Origin of the sequence: Rothia uropygioeca (assembly GCF_004136585.1) — a bacterium.
In the GTDB taxonomy this organism is placed as follows: domain Bacteria; phylum Actinomycetota; class Actinomycetes; order Actinomycetales; family Micrococcaceae; genus Rothia.
In genome coordinates, this window is record NZ_NOIR01000001.1 from 76,446 (window position 1) to 90,252 (window position 13,807).

12 protein-coding genes are annotated in these 13,807 nt (G+C 60.2%); 3 read left to right on the plus strand and 9 right to left on the minus strand.

All coding sequences use genetic code 11. The features are described from left to right. Positions 1-59 precede the first annotated feature (59 nt). The gene (locus EWR20_RS00310; RefSeq protein ID WP_202864763.1) at positions 60-632 is read left to right on the plus strand and encodes a DinB family protein; all 573 of its coding nucleotides are present in this window, start codon (positions 60-62) and stop codon (positions 630-632) included. A 43-nt stretch (positions 633-675) separates the two neighbouring features. Here EWR20_RS00310 and EWR20_RS00315 read toward each other — a convergent pair whose 3' ends face one another. Beyond that, on the minus strand, positions 676-2,154 hold the full coding sequence (locus tag EWR20_RS00315; RefSeq protein WP_129358236.1) for an amino acid permease: 1,479 nt from the start codon (positions 2,152-2,154) through the stop codon (positions 676-678). Between the two features lie 138 nt (positions 2,155-2,292). Continuing rightward, positions 2,293-2,949 (minus strand): TetR/AcrR family transcriptional regulator, encoded by a 657-nt coding sequence (locus EWR20_RS00320; protein WP_129358237.1) that lies wholly within the window; start codon positions 2,947-2,949, stop codon positions 2,293-2,295. Positions 2,950-3,099: 150 nt separating this feature from the next. Between EWR20_RS00320 and EWR20_RS00325 the strand changes: the two genes are divergently transcribed. Continuing rightward, positions 3,100-5,385: an ABC transporter permease gene (locus EWR20_RS00325; protein WP_238147489.1), complete on the plus strand. Its 2,286-nt coding sequence runs from the start codon at positions 3,100-3,102 to the stop codon at positions 5,383-5,385. A gap of 94 nt (positions 5,386-5,479) precedes the next feature. Here EWR20_RS00325 and EWR20_RS00330 read toward each other — a convergent pair whose 3' ends face one another. The 4 genes from EWR20_RS00330 to ykgO all read right to left on the minus strand — a co-directional run bounded on the left by EWR20_RS00330 (position 5,480) and on the right by ykgO (position 8,791). Next, complete coding sequence (locus EWR20_RS00330) at positions 5,480-6,481, minus strand: amidohydrolase family protein (protein WP_129358238.1); 1,002 nt, start codon at positions 6,479-6,481, stop codon at positions 5,480-5,482. 2 nt (positions 6,482-6,483) lie between these two features. Continuing rightward, complete coding sequence (locus tag EWR20_RS00335; protein ID WP_165000906.1) at positions 6,484-7,581, minus strand: amidohydrolase family protein; 1,098 nt, start codon at positions 7,579-7,581, stop codon at positions 6,484-6,486. Positions 7,582-7,731: 150 nt separating this feature from the next. After that, on the minus strand, positions 7,732-8,484 hold the full coding sequence (locus tag EWR20_RS00340; RefSeq protein ID WP_129358240.1) for an SDR family NAD(P)-dependent oxidoreductase: 753 nt from the start codon (positions 8,482-8,484) through the stop codon (positions 7,732-7,734). A 184-nt stretch (positions 8,485-8,668) separates the two neighbouring features. Further along, positions 8,669-8,791 carry a type B 50S ribosomal protein L36 gene (gene ykgO / locus EWR20_RS00345; RefSeq protein WP_129316372.1) on the minus strand — a complete coding sequence of 41 codons (123 nt, stop codon included), beginning with the start codon at positions 8,789-8,791 and terminating at the stop codon, positions 8,669-8,671. 102 nt (positions 8,792-8,893) lie between these two features. Here ykgO and EWR20_RS00350 point away from each other — a divergent pair, with 102 nt between their 5' ends. After that, positions 8,894-9,952: a GTP-binding protein gene (locus tag EWR20_RS00350; protein WP_129358241.1), complete on the plus strand. Its 1,059-nt coding sequence runs from the start codon at positions 8,894-8,896 to the stop codon at positions 9,950-9,952. Between the two features lie 70 nt (positions 9,953-10,022). Here the strand turns inward: EWR20_RS00350 and EWR20_RS00355 are convergent, their stop codons facing one another. The 3 genes from EWR20_RS00355 to EWR20_RS00365 form a co-directional block, all read right to left on the minus strand. Beyond that, positions 10,023-11,321: an MFS transporter gene (locus tag EWR20_RS00355; protein WP_129358242.1), complete on the minus strand. Its 1,299-nt coding sequence runs from the start codon at positions 11,319-11,321 to the stop codon at positions 10,023-10,025. A gap of 41 nt (positions 11,322-11,362) precedes the next feature. Then, positions 11,363-12,583 carry a M20 metallopeptidase family protein gene (locus EWR20_RS00360; RefSeq protein WP_129358243.1) on the minus strand — a complete coding sequence of 407 codons (1,221 nt, stop codon included), beginning with the start codon at positions 12,581-12,583 and terminating at the stop codon, positions 11,363-11,365. A 181-nt stretch (positions 12,584-12,764) separates the two neighbouring features. Beyond that, positions 12,765-13,790: a VOC family protein gene (locus EWR20_RS00365; RefSeq protein ID WP_129358244.1), complete on the minus strand. Its 1,026-nt coding sequence runs from the start codon at positions 13,788-13,790 to the stop codon at positions 12,765-12,767. Between the last annotated feature and the right edge of the window lie 17 nt (positions 13,791-13,807).

Here is a 13,807-nt window from a genome sequence, read left to right on the forward strand (position 1 = left end):
TCGCTGACGTGCCGGGCCTGACCCTGTTCTTTCCATCCTCGGGGCTGAATAATGTGGGCATGGACAGCAAAGAGGAAATACTGCTCTACCTCCGCAGCGATCGCGAGGCCCTGCTCTGGAAGCTCGAAGGGGTCACTGAACGTGAGGCTCGCATGCCGCGCACGCCCACGGGCACGAGCCTTGTCGGGATCGTCAAGCACATGGCCAACGTCGAGGTCGGCTATTTCGGTGAGGTTTTCGGTCGTCCATGGCCGAACGGTTCCGAAATAGTCTCACCGGAGGCTCTGGAGCAGGACCCACAGGAAGACTGGCACCTCACAGAAGGCGAGAGTGTCGCCGGAATCATCGATCTGTATCGACGCGTGGGCGACTTCGCCGACTCGGTCATTTTGGAGCTTCCGTTGGACACCATCGGCACGGTTCCGTGGTGGCCTGAGGAACGCTCGCAACTCACACTTCATCGAGCCGCTGTCCATGTGCTCAACGACCTGTCCCGTCACGTGGGACACGCAGACATTCTGCGCGAGCAATTGGACGGGTCAACGGGGCTGAACCCAAACAACTCCAATCTTCCTGACCTTGATTGGTCGGATTACGCGAGTCGGCTTCGGACCGATGCCGAGCGATACTGACGCCCCATGGGCAACCGCGTGAGCGTGGCCTCCGAACCGGCGCCTATTTCTCGCCTGCATCGTCGAACTGTTGGCGGATCTGACGGGGCGAGACCAGGGGAATCTCCGAGGTCAGCGGCCGATGTTGCTTCTGCAGGCGGCGCTTGACCACCTGCCACAACAGCGCGAGCAACAGGAACCAGAATGGGCTGAGAATCGCGGCAATGCGGGTATCCTCGCTCAGCGTCAAAGTCACGGCGATGAAAACGAAGAACGCGAGCACCACCCAGGGGGCGAGTCTGGGCAGAGGCATTCGGAAACCCGACGCATCGTGCCGATCGGGGTGCCTGCGGTAGTACAGAATGTAACTGACCACAATGGATCCCCACGTGAACAGGATGTCTGCCGAACAAATCGAACTGACAACCGTGAAGGCCTGCGTCAGGGCATCACCACCCATCAGGAGCGGGACGGCGGCGAACAGGAAGACCGTGGTGAAGAAGACCGCCTTCATGGGTACGCCTCGCCGCGTCGTGTAGTTCAGCGCCTGGGGAGCATGGCCGTCCTTGGACAGGCCGAAGGCCATGCGGGTTGCGGAATAGACACCGGAATTGGCGCTCGACGCCGCTGAGGTCAACACGACCAGGTTGACGACCAGAGCTGCTCCGGCAAAACCGGCGTTGCCGAACATCGTGGTGAAAGGGCTCTGCTCGGGATCGATGTGATCCCACGGCGTGACCATCATGATCACGGCAAGAGATCCGATGTAGAAGATCAGGATGCGCAAGAGGATCGAGTTGATGGCTCTGGGAAGATTGCGGTGCGGGTTCTCGGTCTCCGCCGCGGTGGTGCCCACCAGCTCCAAGCCGATGAACGAGAAAATGGCCAGTTGGAAACCCAAGAAGAATCCGGTGAGGCCCGTCGGGAAGAATCCGCCGTGCGTCCACAGGTTGGACACGGCGGCTCGAGTTCCGTCGCCGTTCTCGTAGCCGGTCAGAACCAGGACGATCCCCACAAAGATCAGCGCCAGAATCGCAACGATCTTGATGATGGCGAACCAGAACTCGGTTTCCCCGAAAGCTTTGACCGGTTGGAGATTCAAGACGATCAGTCCGATGGCCGTCATCAGAGCAGGCAACCACACGGGAACGTCGGGCCAGAAGTACTGGACGTACGCGGTGATGGCGACCAAGTCCGCGACGCAGCCGACGACCCAGGAAAACCAGTAATTCCACGAAACCATGAACCCCGCCCACGGCCCGATGTTGTCTTTGGCGATGTCTCCGAAGGTCTTGTAGTTGAGGTTCGACAGCAGCAACTCGCCGAGGGCACGCATGACGAAAAACAGAACGAAGCCGATGAGCGCGTAGACCACGAGCAAACCGGGGCCGACAAGATTGGTCAGCTTGCCCGAACCGTAGAACAGGCCGGTTCCGATGGCGCCGCCGATTGCGATGAGCTGGAGGTGCCGATTCTTGAGCCCTCGGGCAAGAGTTTCGCCCGAACCGTTGGCGGATGACACTGTCGTTGAGTTCTCGCTCATGCTCCGTCTTTCTGGATGGTCGCTTCGATCACAGGTGATCTATATTACGTCACCCGGCATCGCAGAATACCGAACCGGAAACGAGCCCGAGAGGGAACCGGCCGCAGGCACAACTGATCACATCAAATACCTCCTCGGTCAGAGAAACGGCACGGTCCCGGCGCCGAGCTCTCCTTCGGGATCCGAGACCGGGGCCGCAAGCATTCCGGCCGCAGCATCGATCAGAAATCGGCCGACCTGCATCCAGTTCCCTCGGTGCTCACCTTTGTTCATGAGTTCCTCTTGTTCCGCGCAAACGCGGATCACAAGATGTGCCATGAGGTACGACCGCCCCTGCAGCACGCCGTCGGAGATGCCCTCGACTTTCCGTTGCACAAATTTCACGTCCTCAGGGACGCCGGTGTCTCTGGCCACCTTCGTCACAATGTCCACCGCCGAAGGAACGGACTGCACCTGGGACAGGAATTGAGCGCGCCAACTCGGCCGGGGAAGACTGTCCAGCAATTCGAAGAGTGGCACCAGGCGCGCACGGATAATGTCATGAACGCTCGGTGAAGGCTCCAGGGCTGCGAGAAGCTCCTTGCGACGTCGCCCCATGGCTTCGGCATGTCGCTCCAAAAGGGCACGCAACAGACCGTCTCTGCCGCCGAAGTGGTAGGAAATTGCCGAGTGATTGGCGGCCCCGGCGTGCTCGACGATGCGACGGTTCGAAACCGCGTCGATCCCATGAATCGCAAAGAGCTCTTCCGCGGAATCGAGCAGAGACTGCCTCGCCCGATCGCTGTACCTTGCCATGCCCCTCAACTCCCCTTCGCAACCGACCTCATCACCATGGCAAATCGGGGCCGATTTCACAATAGTAAGTCAAGTGTCTTAGATTGAGTCAGTTGAGATTCAGTGGTCAACGGAGATCGCTCGACTTCCGAACCATCAGGAGGCAGAAAAGTGAGCACCTCGTATCCACCGAAGCATCGAGAGGTACAGAAGATCAGAAATTCCAAGGACACGGAATCAGAACCCGAATCGGCCGAGGAGCAAGCCGCGGCCGAGGCCAAGCGAACCAAAGCGGAGCTGATCGGGCGCACCGTTGCAATTTTCGTCATGCCGCTCATCTTCGTGGGCATGATGATCACGAGCTATCTCGGCACCATGCATTCCCCTACGCCCAAGGACATGCCCGTCGTCGTGGCGGGTTCCTCGTCGCAAACCGAAGACCTCAAGTCCGCCCTGGACTCTTCGGAGTCGGACGCCCTCGACGTCGAAACCGCGAACAGCGCCCACGACGCACGCAAGCAGGTTTACGAACGCGATGCTTCGGCCGCGGTCGTCGTCGACGGCAACCAAGCGACCTTGTACACGGCCGGTGGCGCGGGTGCCCAACAAGCCACGCTCACCACCAGCCTGGTCACTCCCGCCATTGACAGCGCGGGCCTGAGTCTCAAGACCGAAGACCTCGCGCCTCTGCCGAATAACGACCCCGCCGGTCTCGCGGCTATGTTCCTCATGACCGCGATCGTGATGGCCGGATACCTTCCGTTCAGCGTACTGAGGTCCAACTCGCCGGAATTGTTGAAATTCAGGCGAGTGGTCCCGATCCTCGGAGCCTGGGCCGCTGTGATCGCCGGCTTGGTTTGGCTTGTGACCGGCCCGATCCTCGACATCATCGCTCCGGAACATACGGCCGCGATACTGGGCATAGCTTGGTTGGGCGTTTTCGCGATCGCATCCGTGCAGTTGTTCATCACGAGAATCGTCGGGGCCATGGGCGTGATCTTCGGAATCCTGTTCCTCATGGTCCTCGGCATGCCCTCGTCGAATATGGCGATGCCGGTATATACGATGCCGAGGTTCTTCCGGTTTACACACGAGTTCTTACCGATGCCGGCCATCGGCGAATCCTTGCGCTCGGTGCTCTACTTCGAGGGCAATTCAGTGGCCGGCCACCTTCTCGTGTTGGCGATCGGCGCGGTCGTCGGCCTGCTCCTGACCAAGGGATACGACTACCTTCAGCACAAGAAGAACCCGAATCCCGAGCCTCTCAGCGTAAATATCCCGTCGATCCACGGCGGCCGACGCCCTGACTCGAAATTCATCCGCTACGTCTCGCTTGCGATCTTCCCTCTCGCCATGGTGACCATGATGATCACCTTCATGCTCGGAGCCATGCATTCACCGACGCCCAAGGACATGCCGGTCGCCGTCGTCGGCTCGACTACCCAACAGGCGGAGCAGACCGCATCCAGCCTCAAACAGAACACGGGGGACATGTTCGACTTCACGGCGATGACCGACAGCGACGACGCGCGTGCCCTCGTACAGGATCGCGACGAGGTCGCGGCCCTCGTGCTGCCTTCGCAGCAAGATCCGGAATTCAAACTGATCGGCAATCAATCGGCCAACAACAGTGCCTTCCAAGTCGTGAACCAAACGTTCAGCCGGGTCGCTTCGGCCCAAGACATGAAACTCAACGTCGACGACGTCGCCCCCTTGCCAGATCGTGACAAGAACGGTGTGTCCGTCTTGTACATCGCCATGGGTTGGATCCTTGCCGGGTTCATGGTCGTCATCGTCGGAGCGAACGCGAACCCCTGGAGTCGACCGCTCAAGAGGATGATCCCGCTGACCATCGTCTACGCAGCCTTCATGGGCTTCGTGGTCTCCCTCATCGCGGGGCCGATCACGGGCGCAGTCCAAGGGCACTTCGCGCAACTATGGGGATCGGGAATCATCTCGATATTCTGCATCGCCATGTTCGCCATGGTCTTCGAGAGGCTCATCGGAATGTTTGCCATCATTCCCGTGATCGGAACCCTCATGTTTGCCGGCGTTCCGTCGTCCAACGGCGCGATCTCCGAGTTCATGATCCCGAAGTTCTTCGCAACCCTCCACGACTTCTTGCCGATGCCCGCGGCGGTGGAGATGATCCGGTCGATCCTCTACTTCGACGGCGACGTCGTGGGCCAACATCTGCAAGTACTGGGCATCTGGGGGTTGGTCTCCCTGGCCTTGGTATTCCTCATCGACAGCCTCAAACCACCGCGCACCGAACACGACTTCGGCAATTTGGAGCGCGAACGGGCGAGGGAGGCAGCCAAGGAGAACCTCGGTGAACCACCGGTTGAATCGACCGTTTTACCGGAGGAGATCGACGAAGGATCGACTGAATCGGCCGACGGGTCGCGGCCCCACAGCGCCGTCGATCACCATGATCTGGTACGTGCCGGAGTCTGACCCTGAATCCGTCCCTCTCGGCAGGACAAGGCCCCAAGGCGATCATTTCGCCTTGGGGCCTTGCCCCCTCTGCCGCGGAAACTCAACGCCCGATTCACCTCGCGAGGTTCGGCAGTACCCGCTCCGCCGTACCGTGAGCAATCGCCTTTTTCTCGGCATCGGTCAGCCGCGCCTCGTGGAGGAAATCTTGTGCACCATCCATTCTCACGAAAGGGTAATCGACGGAGAACATGATTCGATCTGCCCCGATCATTTCCACGCAGTACTGGAGGTTGGCTTGGGTGAACATTCCGCTCGGCGTGATCCAGACATTCTGGCGCATGTACTGAGCAAAGGTCCGCTCCACTCCGGTGACGCGGGTGGGAAGCATCTCATCAAGCCGCTCCAGGAAGAACGGAATCATTTCTCCCCAGTGCCCCAGGACAATCTTCAACCCAGGATGACGATCAAGGGTTCCCGAGAGAACGAGGTGCAAGAAGTGAACCGCTGTTTCCTGATGCCAACCCCAAGCGGCCGTTTGGAGCCGGGTCGAGACAACACTGCTGAAGCCAGCGTAGTTCTCTCGAGTCGTGTCGACGGGCGCAGGTGAGGGGTGCAAGTATATGGGCGCGCCGGTTTGTTCCGCAGCCGTCAGAAAATCTTGAAATCTGGCATCGGAGAGGAACCTCCCCTCGGTACGCCCGAAGACCAGTGACCCCGACATACCCAGTTCGTTGACCGCTCGGCGCAATTCATCGCCGGCTTGGTCAGGTGTCGAGGTCGGTATCGATGCGAACCCGGCGAAACGGTCCGGATGCTCTTTCATGGCGAGGGCCAGGTTGTCGTTCGTCGTCCTTGTCATCTCGGCAGCGACGTCGGGCGGCAGGAGCTGTGCGTTCAGCCCGGACAGAACCTGGACATCAACGCCGCACGCATCCATATCGGCCAGCCGTTTGTCCCCCAGATCGGCAAGCGCGGCCGGGTCAGGGGAACCGGGTAACCCATCCTCACTCGCGAAGGCTTCCTGGAAACCAGGACTGATTTTGGCGATCTCCGGCCCGGTCGCCCGAGCAATGTCCGGGTCGATGTAGTGCTCTTCGACAGTTACAAGCCGCATGGTCACTTCGTTCCTTCCACGTTCCGACCTCCGAGCCAGACTGCTTGGATTTCTCTGGTCGCCATGACATCGTGTGTCGGATCTCCCGCCACGAGCACCAGATCGGCCCGCTTTCCTGGTTCGACGACGCCTCGGTCGTCGAGCCGGAACGTGCGGGCGTTGAGACTCGTCGCGCTCTGGAGTACTTCCACGGGAGAGAGCCCGGCCTGGTTCAAGAGATGAAACTCCTCGTGAAGTGAGACTCCGTGAACGACGTTCGCGGGCACACCTGGCGCTTGGTTCGCATCCGTCCCCGCCACAAGGATCGCCCCCGCCTCGTGCATATCGGATACAGCGCCGGCCGCCCGCCTGTAATCGGAGCCCTGGTCCGCGAAGAATTCTGCGGTTCCCTTCATCATGGTCAGGGTCGGCGAAGAGACGATGCCCTTCTGCACCATTTCAGCGATCAGGGTCGGGGGTAATCCCCGATCGAGAGGCGCATGGGTCAGGATATCGACGCCGATTCTGACACCGGTCTCATACGCGCCCACCGCGATGGCATGGGCGACCACGAGTTTTCCGGCCCTGTGGGCCTCGTCGACGGCTGCCTGAGCGACGTCGAGGTCCAACCCACCATTTCCCGGACTCTCGAGAATCAGCTTGATGTAGTCGCTTCCCTGATCCACACGCTCTTTCACGAGGCCGCGTGCCCGGTGCGCGTCATCCGTCATTGATTCTTCGGGGAAATTCGGGATGCGCGCATGCGTTCCGTGATGAGACACGAGAGGCGCACCCGCGGTGAGGATGTTGGTCCCGTGACCTTCGCGGCGGATCTGCTGCTGGAATTCATACGGCCACATGGCCATGTCCATTGCCGTGGTAATTCCGGATTTGAGAAGGTCGTCGAGCTGATTCGGGTCGGTGATGTGCACGTGGGAGTCGATGAAACCCGGCACGAGGGTACGCCCGGTTCCATCCACAGTGGTATCCGACGAAATCTGGTCCATCGACCCGGCGGGCTCAATGGACAAAATCCCGGATTGGTCGAAAACAACGTCGTGCCGACCCTCCAGGAGAATTTCGCCATTGAACACGCTGACGGATGTGATGAGAGTTTTCATGGGGATTTCTCCTGATCGAGTTGAGCGTCCGCGGCGGACATGCCCAAGGCCGTTGCACTGCAGTCGCCACGTTCTTCGTCCATGGCCCCCAGACTGCTCTTCTCGCCCGAGAATTGTCCAGGAATTCTCCATCAGTCCGCCCCATGCCCGCTATGTGATAGCGGCACCGGCAATTCTGAGGACCAGCTTTTTCGGCAGGAACGAGGCTCCTTTGGCTATCACTCGGTTGGTCAGTCCATCGATGAAGCTCGGGGTGTCCCGGTCCAGGGCGGACATGAGGCCATCGGCAAGTTGCTGAGTGGTCCTCATCCGTCCGACGGAAGCCGCCCGGCCCGCGTGGTCGAAGAATTCCGTCTCGGTTGGCCCAGGGCATGCGGCCAGGACGCGAACGCCGCTGGACTTCACCTCGGCCCACAGCGCTTCGGTCAGGGAAAGGACGAGCGCTTTCGACGCCGCATAAACCGCCAAGTGAGGAACCGGCTGGTATGAGGCGGTCGACGCGATATTGATGATCGTGCCACGCCCCCGGGCAACCATTGGCTTCACGAATCGGGAGGTGAGACCCACTACGGCGAGGCAGTTCAGCCGGACCATCTGGTCCAGGACCTCGGCGTCGACGTCGGCGATGTTGCCGTTGAGACCGAACCCCGCATTGTTGACCACGGTATCGATCTCACGAGATTCGAGTTTTTCCCAGAGCTCATGGGCGGCATAGGGCTCGGAGAGATCCATATCGAGAACGTCGACGCCGACCCCGTGCTTATGCTGGATCTCATCCGCGAGCGCTCGAAGACGGTCGCGACGTCGGGCAACCAAGATGAGGTCATCGCCCCGGTGAGCGAATCGTTCGGCAAGTTCCGCGCCGATGCCCGATGAGGCCCCGGTGATCAAGGTGTTGGCCATTGCTGCTCCTCCTGGAATCCTCAGCCCCGATCTGCAATTCAGGGCTGTCTGCCTTAGGCGAGCTTCGCACACACGTCGGCTGAGTCCCACCACTGGAGAGGCTCTCCATACTCCGTATGCCGAAAGGGCCCCGGTTCTGAGTTTGAACCAGAGCCCTTTCGGCGTGTGGGTACGGGAGCCGGACCTATTTTTGGCGGCCCTTCATCCGGGGATTCTGCTTGTTGATGACGTAGATCCTCCCCTTGCGCTTGACGACCTGCGCTCCCGGCTGATTCTTCAACGACCGTAACGATGCCCTGACTTTCATGTTTCTCCTTTGTGCAAATGATTCTCATGAAGAGAGTACAGTAGGAAAACCTGGGAGGACCAAAGATTGCGTTTCGGCACCACCGGACAGAAGGAGCAACACATGGATACGGTCACCGTGATCGCCGTTATCGGGGCGTGCGAGCCAGAACGGCGTCTCCATGCGCAAAACCTCGCCCGCGAGACTGGGCAGGAGCTCATCCATGCCGAACGCTTGGGTGTTGCGATGGACCCCGTCCGGGAAGCCACTTCTTTGATCCCATGGACGCTTTCGAGCGAAGTCGTGGTGGAATACCCGATCCAGGCTCCGATTCAGGACATCATCGGTTCACTCGTCGATCCCGAGGAGCCCACGCGATTGGGCGGCGTGGTGTGCGTTCTCGACGCGACTCATTTCTTCAGTGAACTCAATCGTTCCGACCACGTTGAACATCTCGAGATGCACCACGGCACGGCATTCACGGCCATGACCGCCAGAGCACTCCTCGCTTCGCAGCACATCGAGTATTGTTCCACGGCACTCATCGTGAATTGGCAGACTCTTCCCCCGGAAGAGCTTTCTCTGATCAAGGCCGTCATCGGTGAATTGAGCCCGCTCGCCGGCGTCGTACTCGAGGGCGACGAACAGTGGATGCGAGAACTTGCCGGCACCGATACCGAGGGAGAAAACTCGCTCCCTGATCAGCAATCGGAGATCCATATTCGGCCGGGCTGGGTCGCCCACCTGAACGGCCAGCACGCCTCCCCTCATCGTGATCCGAGAGTCGCGTCGATGCGCTACAGCAACCCGCGTCCGTTCCACCCGCTGCGCCTGAAGCGGGTTCTGGACGAGCACATCGAGCCAGGGGAGAGCGGGAATGTGGTCCGCTCATGCGGATTCTGCCGTCTCGCAACGCGCCAAGGAATCACGGCTCACTGGAGCCAGACCGGCGAAGTCATGTCCATCGAACCGCTCGCCCGTGACACCGATACCCTCACGGAACCGCTGAGTTTCGGGCAAGACATCGTCCTGACTGGCATTGACCTTCGGCCCGCAGCCCTTACGCGGGCACTGGACGAGGCGACCCTCAATGACCGCGAGCTGCTGAGCGCCCCAGAGACCTGGAGGTTCATGCCGGATCCGTTCCCGGTCTGGGTCACCGCCGACGACCGGCGCGAATAGGGTCCGCAGAACATTTCAATATCCGCAGGCTCTCACCGGCGTATGGACAGGACGTCGCCCGCAAACACTCTTACCGCAGGTCCTTGCCTTTGGTTTCGGGCAGGGTCAGCACCGTCAGCGCGGAAATGAGGAGAAAGATCATCGAGTAGATCGCGAACTTGTACGGGTCCCCCAACCAGGTGAGCACGTAACCGGCAGTGCCCCCGAAGACCGCGATCGCAATCGAGTACGGTACGCCGAACCCGGCCGTACGCTGGTCTGTGGAGAACATTTCCGCGTACGTCGCAGGCGCATGGCTCAGGAACCCAGCCAACAGAATCAGCTGGATACTGATGGCGAGAACCAGCTGCCAGGCTTCACCTCCGGAAGCCAGGGCGATCATCGGAATGCACAGAACCATGCTTCCGATCATTGCGATCAGAATGCACGGTTTCCGTCCGATCCTGTCCGACAACGCGCCCCATATCGGCAGAACAATAATGAACACCACGTTTCCGATCAGGGACGCGGTGAACGCAGTTTTCGAGTCGTAGTTGAAGGTCGTGGTGGCCAGGGAAGCCATCGAGACCGACCATACGTAGTAGGCAATCGTCAGCCCACCGGTCATCAGGATCACCTGTAGCCCGGTTCGCCAATTCTTCAGCACCGCAATCAGGATGTTCTCCTTCTTGACCTCGTGCTGTTTCACGGCTTCCATATGCTCAGTGAATAGCTCAGACTCCTCCATCGAGGAGCGGATCCAAATGGCGACGACGCCGAGCAACGCGCCGACAAGGAAAGGCACGCGCCACCCCCATGACCCCATCTGGTCTTCGGTCAAGAGACCCTGAAGGATAAGGCCGAGCACCAGACCGCAGATCAGACCTAGGGTTCCAGTCACGTATATCGAGCTGGCGAACAGTCCGCGCTTTTCGCGCGGTGCATGTTCTGAAAGGTAAGTTTGGGCGGCGGGCAACTCGCCGCCGTGTGAGAGTCCTTGGATGAGACGGCCGATGAGCAACAGAGCGGAAGCGAGCCAACCCACCTGATCATAGGTGGGACAGACGGCCACGATCAGGGAACCGACTGACGCGCTCACCACGGCCAGAGTCAGCGAGCGCTTTCGCCCCCATCTATCCCCCAAGAACCCGAAGAGAAACCCGCCGAACGGACGGGCAACGAACCCGACCGCGAACACGGCCATGGTTTCGAGGAAAGCGGATTGAGGATTTTCGTCGTTGAAAACTTGGGTCGAGAAATATACCGCGAAGCTCGCGTAAATATTCCAGTCGAACCATTCCAGGGCATTGCCGATTCCGGTGCCCAACAGGGTTTTTGCGTGCGACTGCTGACTCGGAGGGGGTGCAGTCGCTGTGCTCGGAGAACTCATGGTCGTCCTTTCGCGGTGTCTGACGTGCGGGGTTCGCGTGCTCAGGAGTTCAGACGCCGGATGGCCAACTCCGCGAGCAAGCGCGAGCAGTCGTCCAGTACCGAATCGTCATAGGTTGCGTGGGGTGAGTGATTGAACGCGGCGGTTTCCGGGTCTTTGTCCGGATCCACGGCAGCGACGAAAGCAAAAGCGCCCGGGATGCGTTCGAGGATCTTGGAGAAATCCTCCGCGGCGCCGACCGGTTTCGCCAGTTCTGACCACCGGCCGGGGAAGGCGTCCTCGGTGACCTTCGAGAGAAAGTCCGTCTCTTCGTCGTGGTTGGTTGTGACCGGGTACAGCTTCTTGGTCTCGATCTCGCACGTGGTTCCGTGGGCGGAGGCGATGCCCTCGAAGAGCCGGACGAGATTCTGGATGAGGCGCTCACGAGTTGTGGTGTCGAAGGCTCGCAACGTGAATTTCGCGGTTGCGTGATCGGGAATCACGTTGGCCGCCGAACCTCCGACCAGGCTTCCGCAGGTCACGACCACCGGATTGAAAACATCGAACTCCCGGGTGACCAGAACGTGGGACTGAGTCACCATCTCCGCGGCCACCGGGACCGGGTCCAATGCTTTGTGAGGTGCGGAGCCGTGACCGCCCACTCCGTGCACGCGAACGATGATCGTGTCCGAGGAAGCCATCAGGGCTCCCTGTTTGGAGGTGATGGTTCCTTGGGCATATTGCGCGGACCACACGTGCAAGCCATATGCGTGATCCGGCAGGCGCCCTGCCGATTCGAGGAGCCCTTCGTCGATCAGATGTTGCGCGCCGTCCCAGCCTTCTTCGCCGGGTTGAAGGAAGAAGACGACGTCGCCGGCAAGCTCCTGCCGGACGGCGTGCAATGCCCGGGCAGCACCGATGATGCCGGCCATATGCATATCGTGCCCGCAACCGTGCATGGCTCCATTGGTCGAAGCCCAGGTCAGACCCGTCTCCTCCGTTACGGGAAGAGCATCCATGTCGGCGCGCAGCAACACGGTCGGTCGTTTCTCGAGCGGCGTTTTCGCTCCCGCCCCTCCCCGCAGAACCGCCGTGAAACCGGAAACCTGGCGGGCATCCGTGATTTCCATTCCCAGCGACTCGAATTCCTGGCGAACCCGGGCGTTGGTCTGCGGCAAGTGGAGACCGGGCTCGGGGATCTGGTGCAGTTCCCTGCGCAGAGAGATGATCTCCGCTTCGTTACTCGCGATGATGGCGGCGATCTGTTCGGACAAGGAAGACATGATGTGGCGAAATTCCTTTCGTCGGTGGAGGAACACCATATGAGCCGCCGGTTTTTGTGATCGGCGACTCATATGGTCGTGTTCCAGGCTACTCCCGCCGCGTTTCCAACTGTCATCGAACCGCTTAACAGGGCGCAAGCCAGGCCCGCCACGGCTTTTCTTCCTCGGCACCGTACCGTGGTCAGTCCGTATAGACCTCCTTGACCTCTTCATGCTTGATGCCGTCCATCGCTTCGCGGTCGATCTGTTCCTGATTCTCGACATCAGGGGTTCCGTGGGTGTGGAAAGTAGGCACGGTCTTCATACCCCATGCTTGACCCTTGGCCCGTTCGGTTTCCGTCCACTCGACAACCGGCCAGTCGGGGTCGAGAATCAGACGCGCTCCGGCGTTGGCCAATTCGATGCGGTTGCCGCCGGGCTCCCACACGTACAGGAAGAACGTCTGGTTGATGGCGTGCTTGTACGGGCCGTATTCGATGAAGATACCGTTCTCCAGGAAGATATCCGCGGCTTTCAGGATGTCCTCGCGGGTATCCGGAGCGAAGGCAAGGTGGTGGAATCGACCGCGCTCGCCCGTCCAGTCTTCGGAATAGACCACGTCGTAGGACTTCTGATGGAATCTGAACCACCAGGCACCGTATCCGCCGGAATCCAGCCGGACTCGTTCTGATTCGCGGGCCTTCATGACGTCGCGCCAGAATTCCCCGGCGGCGTTGACGTCCTTGGCGAGATAGTTGATGTGGTCCAGGCGCCGTGCGTTGACTCCTCGACCTGGGAAGGCGGAAGCCTGGTTCTTGAGCGCAGGCTGGTCCTCGATGTCCGGGACGTAATGCTCGGTCTCGTAGTAGATGGCCATGAGGTGTCCGTCCGGATCCTCGAATTCGTAAGAAGGCCCCACCCCGGCCTCAGGCTCCTTCCATCCGTGCCCCAAACCTGTGGCTTCGATCGCCGCGACGCGGCGTTCGAGGGCTTCCGGGCTCGTTGCCCTGTAGAGGGTTCTGCCGACACCGTTCGTGCTGGACGAGGTGAGCTTGATCGTGTAGTTCTCGTATTCGTCCCAACATCTCAGATACGCGGAGTCACCGATGCGGGCGATCACGCGCATCGCCAGCAGATCCCGGAAGAACCAGAGGCTCTCCTCAAATTTGGGTGTCAACAGTTCGACGGCTCCCACGTGTGAGAGGTCGAAGTTCTCCATCTCGGCCATGAGATGTCCTTCCTCTT

What these genes read in the sequence shown, in the direction of transcription:
- EWR20_RS00365 (WP_129358244.1), bottom strand. Translation starts at nt 13,790, where the DNA reads ATGGCCGAGATGGAGAACTTCGACCTCTCACACGTGGGAGCCGTCGAA.
- EWR20_RS00355 (WP_129358242.1), bottom strand. Translation starts at nt 11,321, where the DNA reads ATGAGTTCTCCGAGCACAGCGACTGCACCCCCTCCGAGTCAGCAGTCG.
- EWR20_RS00360 (WP_129358243.1), bottom strand. Translation starts at nt 12,583, where the DNA reads ATGTCTTCCTTGTCCGAACAGATCGCCGCCATCATCGCGAGTAACGAA.
- EWR20_RS00310 (WP_202864763.1), top strand. Translation starts at nt 60, where the DNA reads ATGGACAGCAAAGAGGAAATACTGCTCTACCTCCGCAGCGATCGCGAG.
- EWR20_RS00330 (WP_129358238.1), bottom strand. Translation starts at nt 6,481, where the DNA reads ATGCGGCTTGTAACTGTCGAAGAGCACTACATCGACCCGGACATTGCT.
- EWR20_RS00320 (WP_129358237.1), bottom strand. Translation starts at nt 2,949, where the DNA reads ATGGCAAGGTACAGCGATCGGGCGAGGCAGTCTCTGCTCGATTCCGCG.
- ykgO (WP_129316372.1), bottom strand. Translation starts at nt 8,791, where the DNA reads ATGAAAGTCAGGGCATCGTTACGGTCGTTGAAGAATCAGCCGGGAGCG.
- EWR20_RS00315 (WP_129358236.1), bottom strand. Translation starts at nt 2,154, where the DNA reads ATGAGCGAGAACTCAACGACAGTGTCATCCGCCAACGGTTCGGGCGAA.
- EWR20_RS00335 (WP_165000906.1), bottom strand. Translation starts at nt 7,581, where the DNA reads ATGAAAACTCTCATCACATCCGTCAGCGTGTTCAATGGCGAAATTCTC.
- EWR20_RS00340 (WP_129358240.1), bottom strand. Translation starts at nt 8,484, where the DNA reads ATGGCCAACACCTTGATCACCGGGGCCTCATCGGGCATCGGCGCGGAA.
- EWR20_RS00350 (WP_129358241.1), top strand. Translation starts at nt 8,894, where the DNA reads ATGGATACGGTCACCGTGATCGCCGTTATCGGGGCGTGCGAGCCAGAA.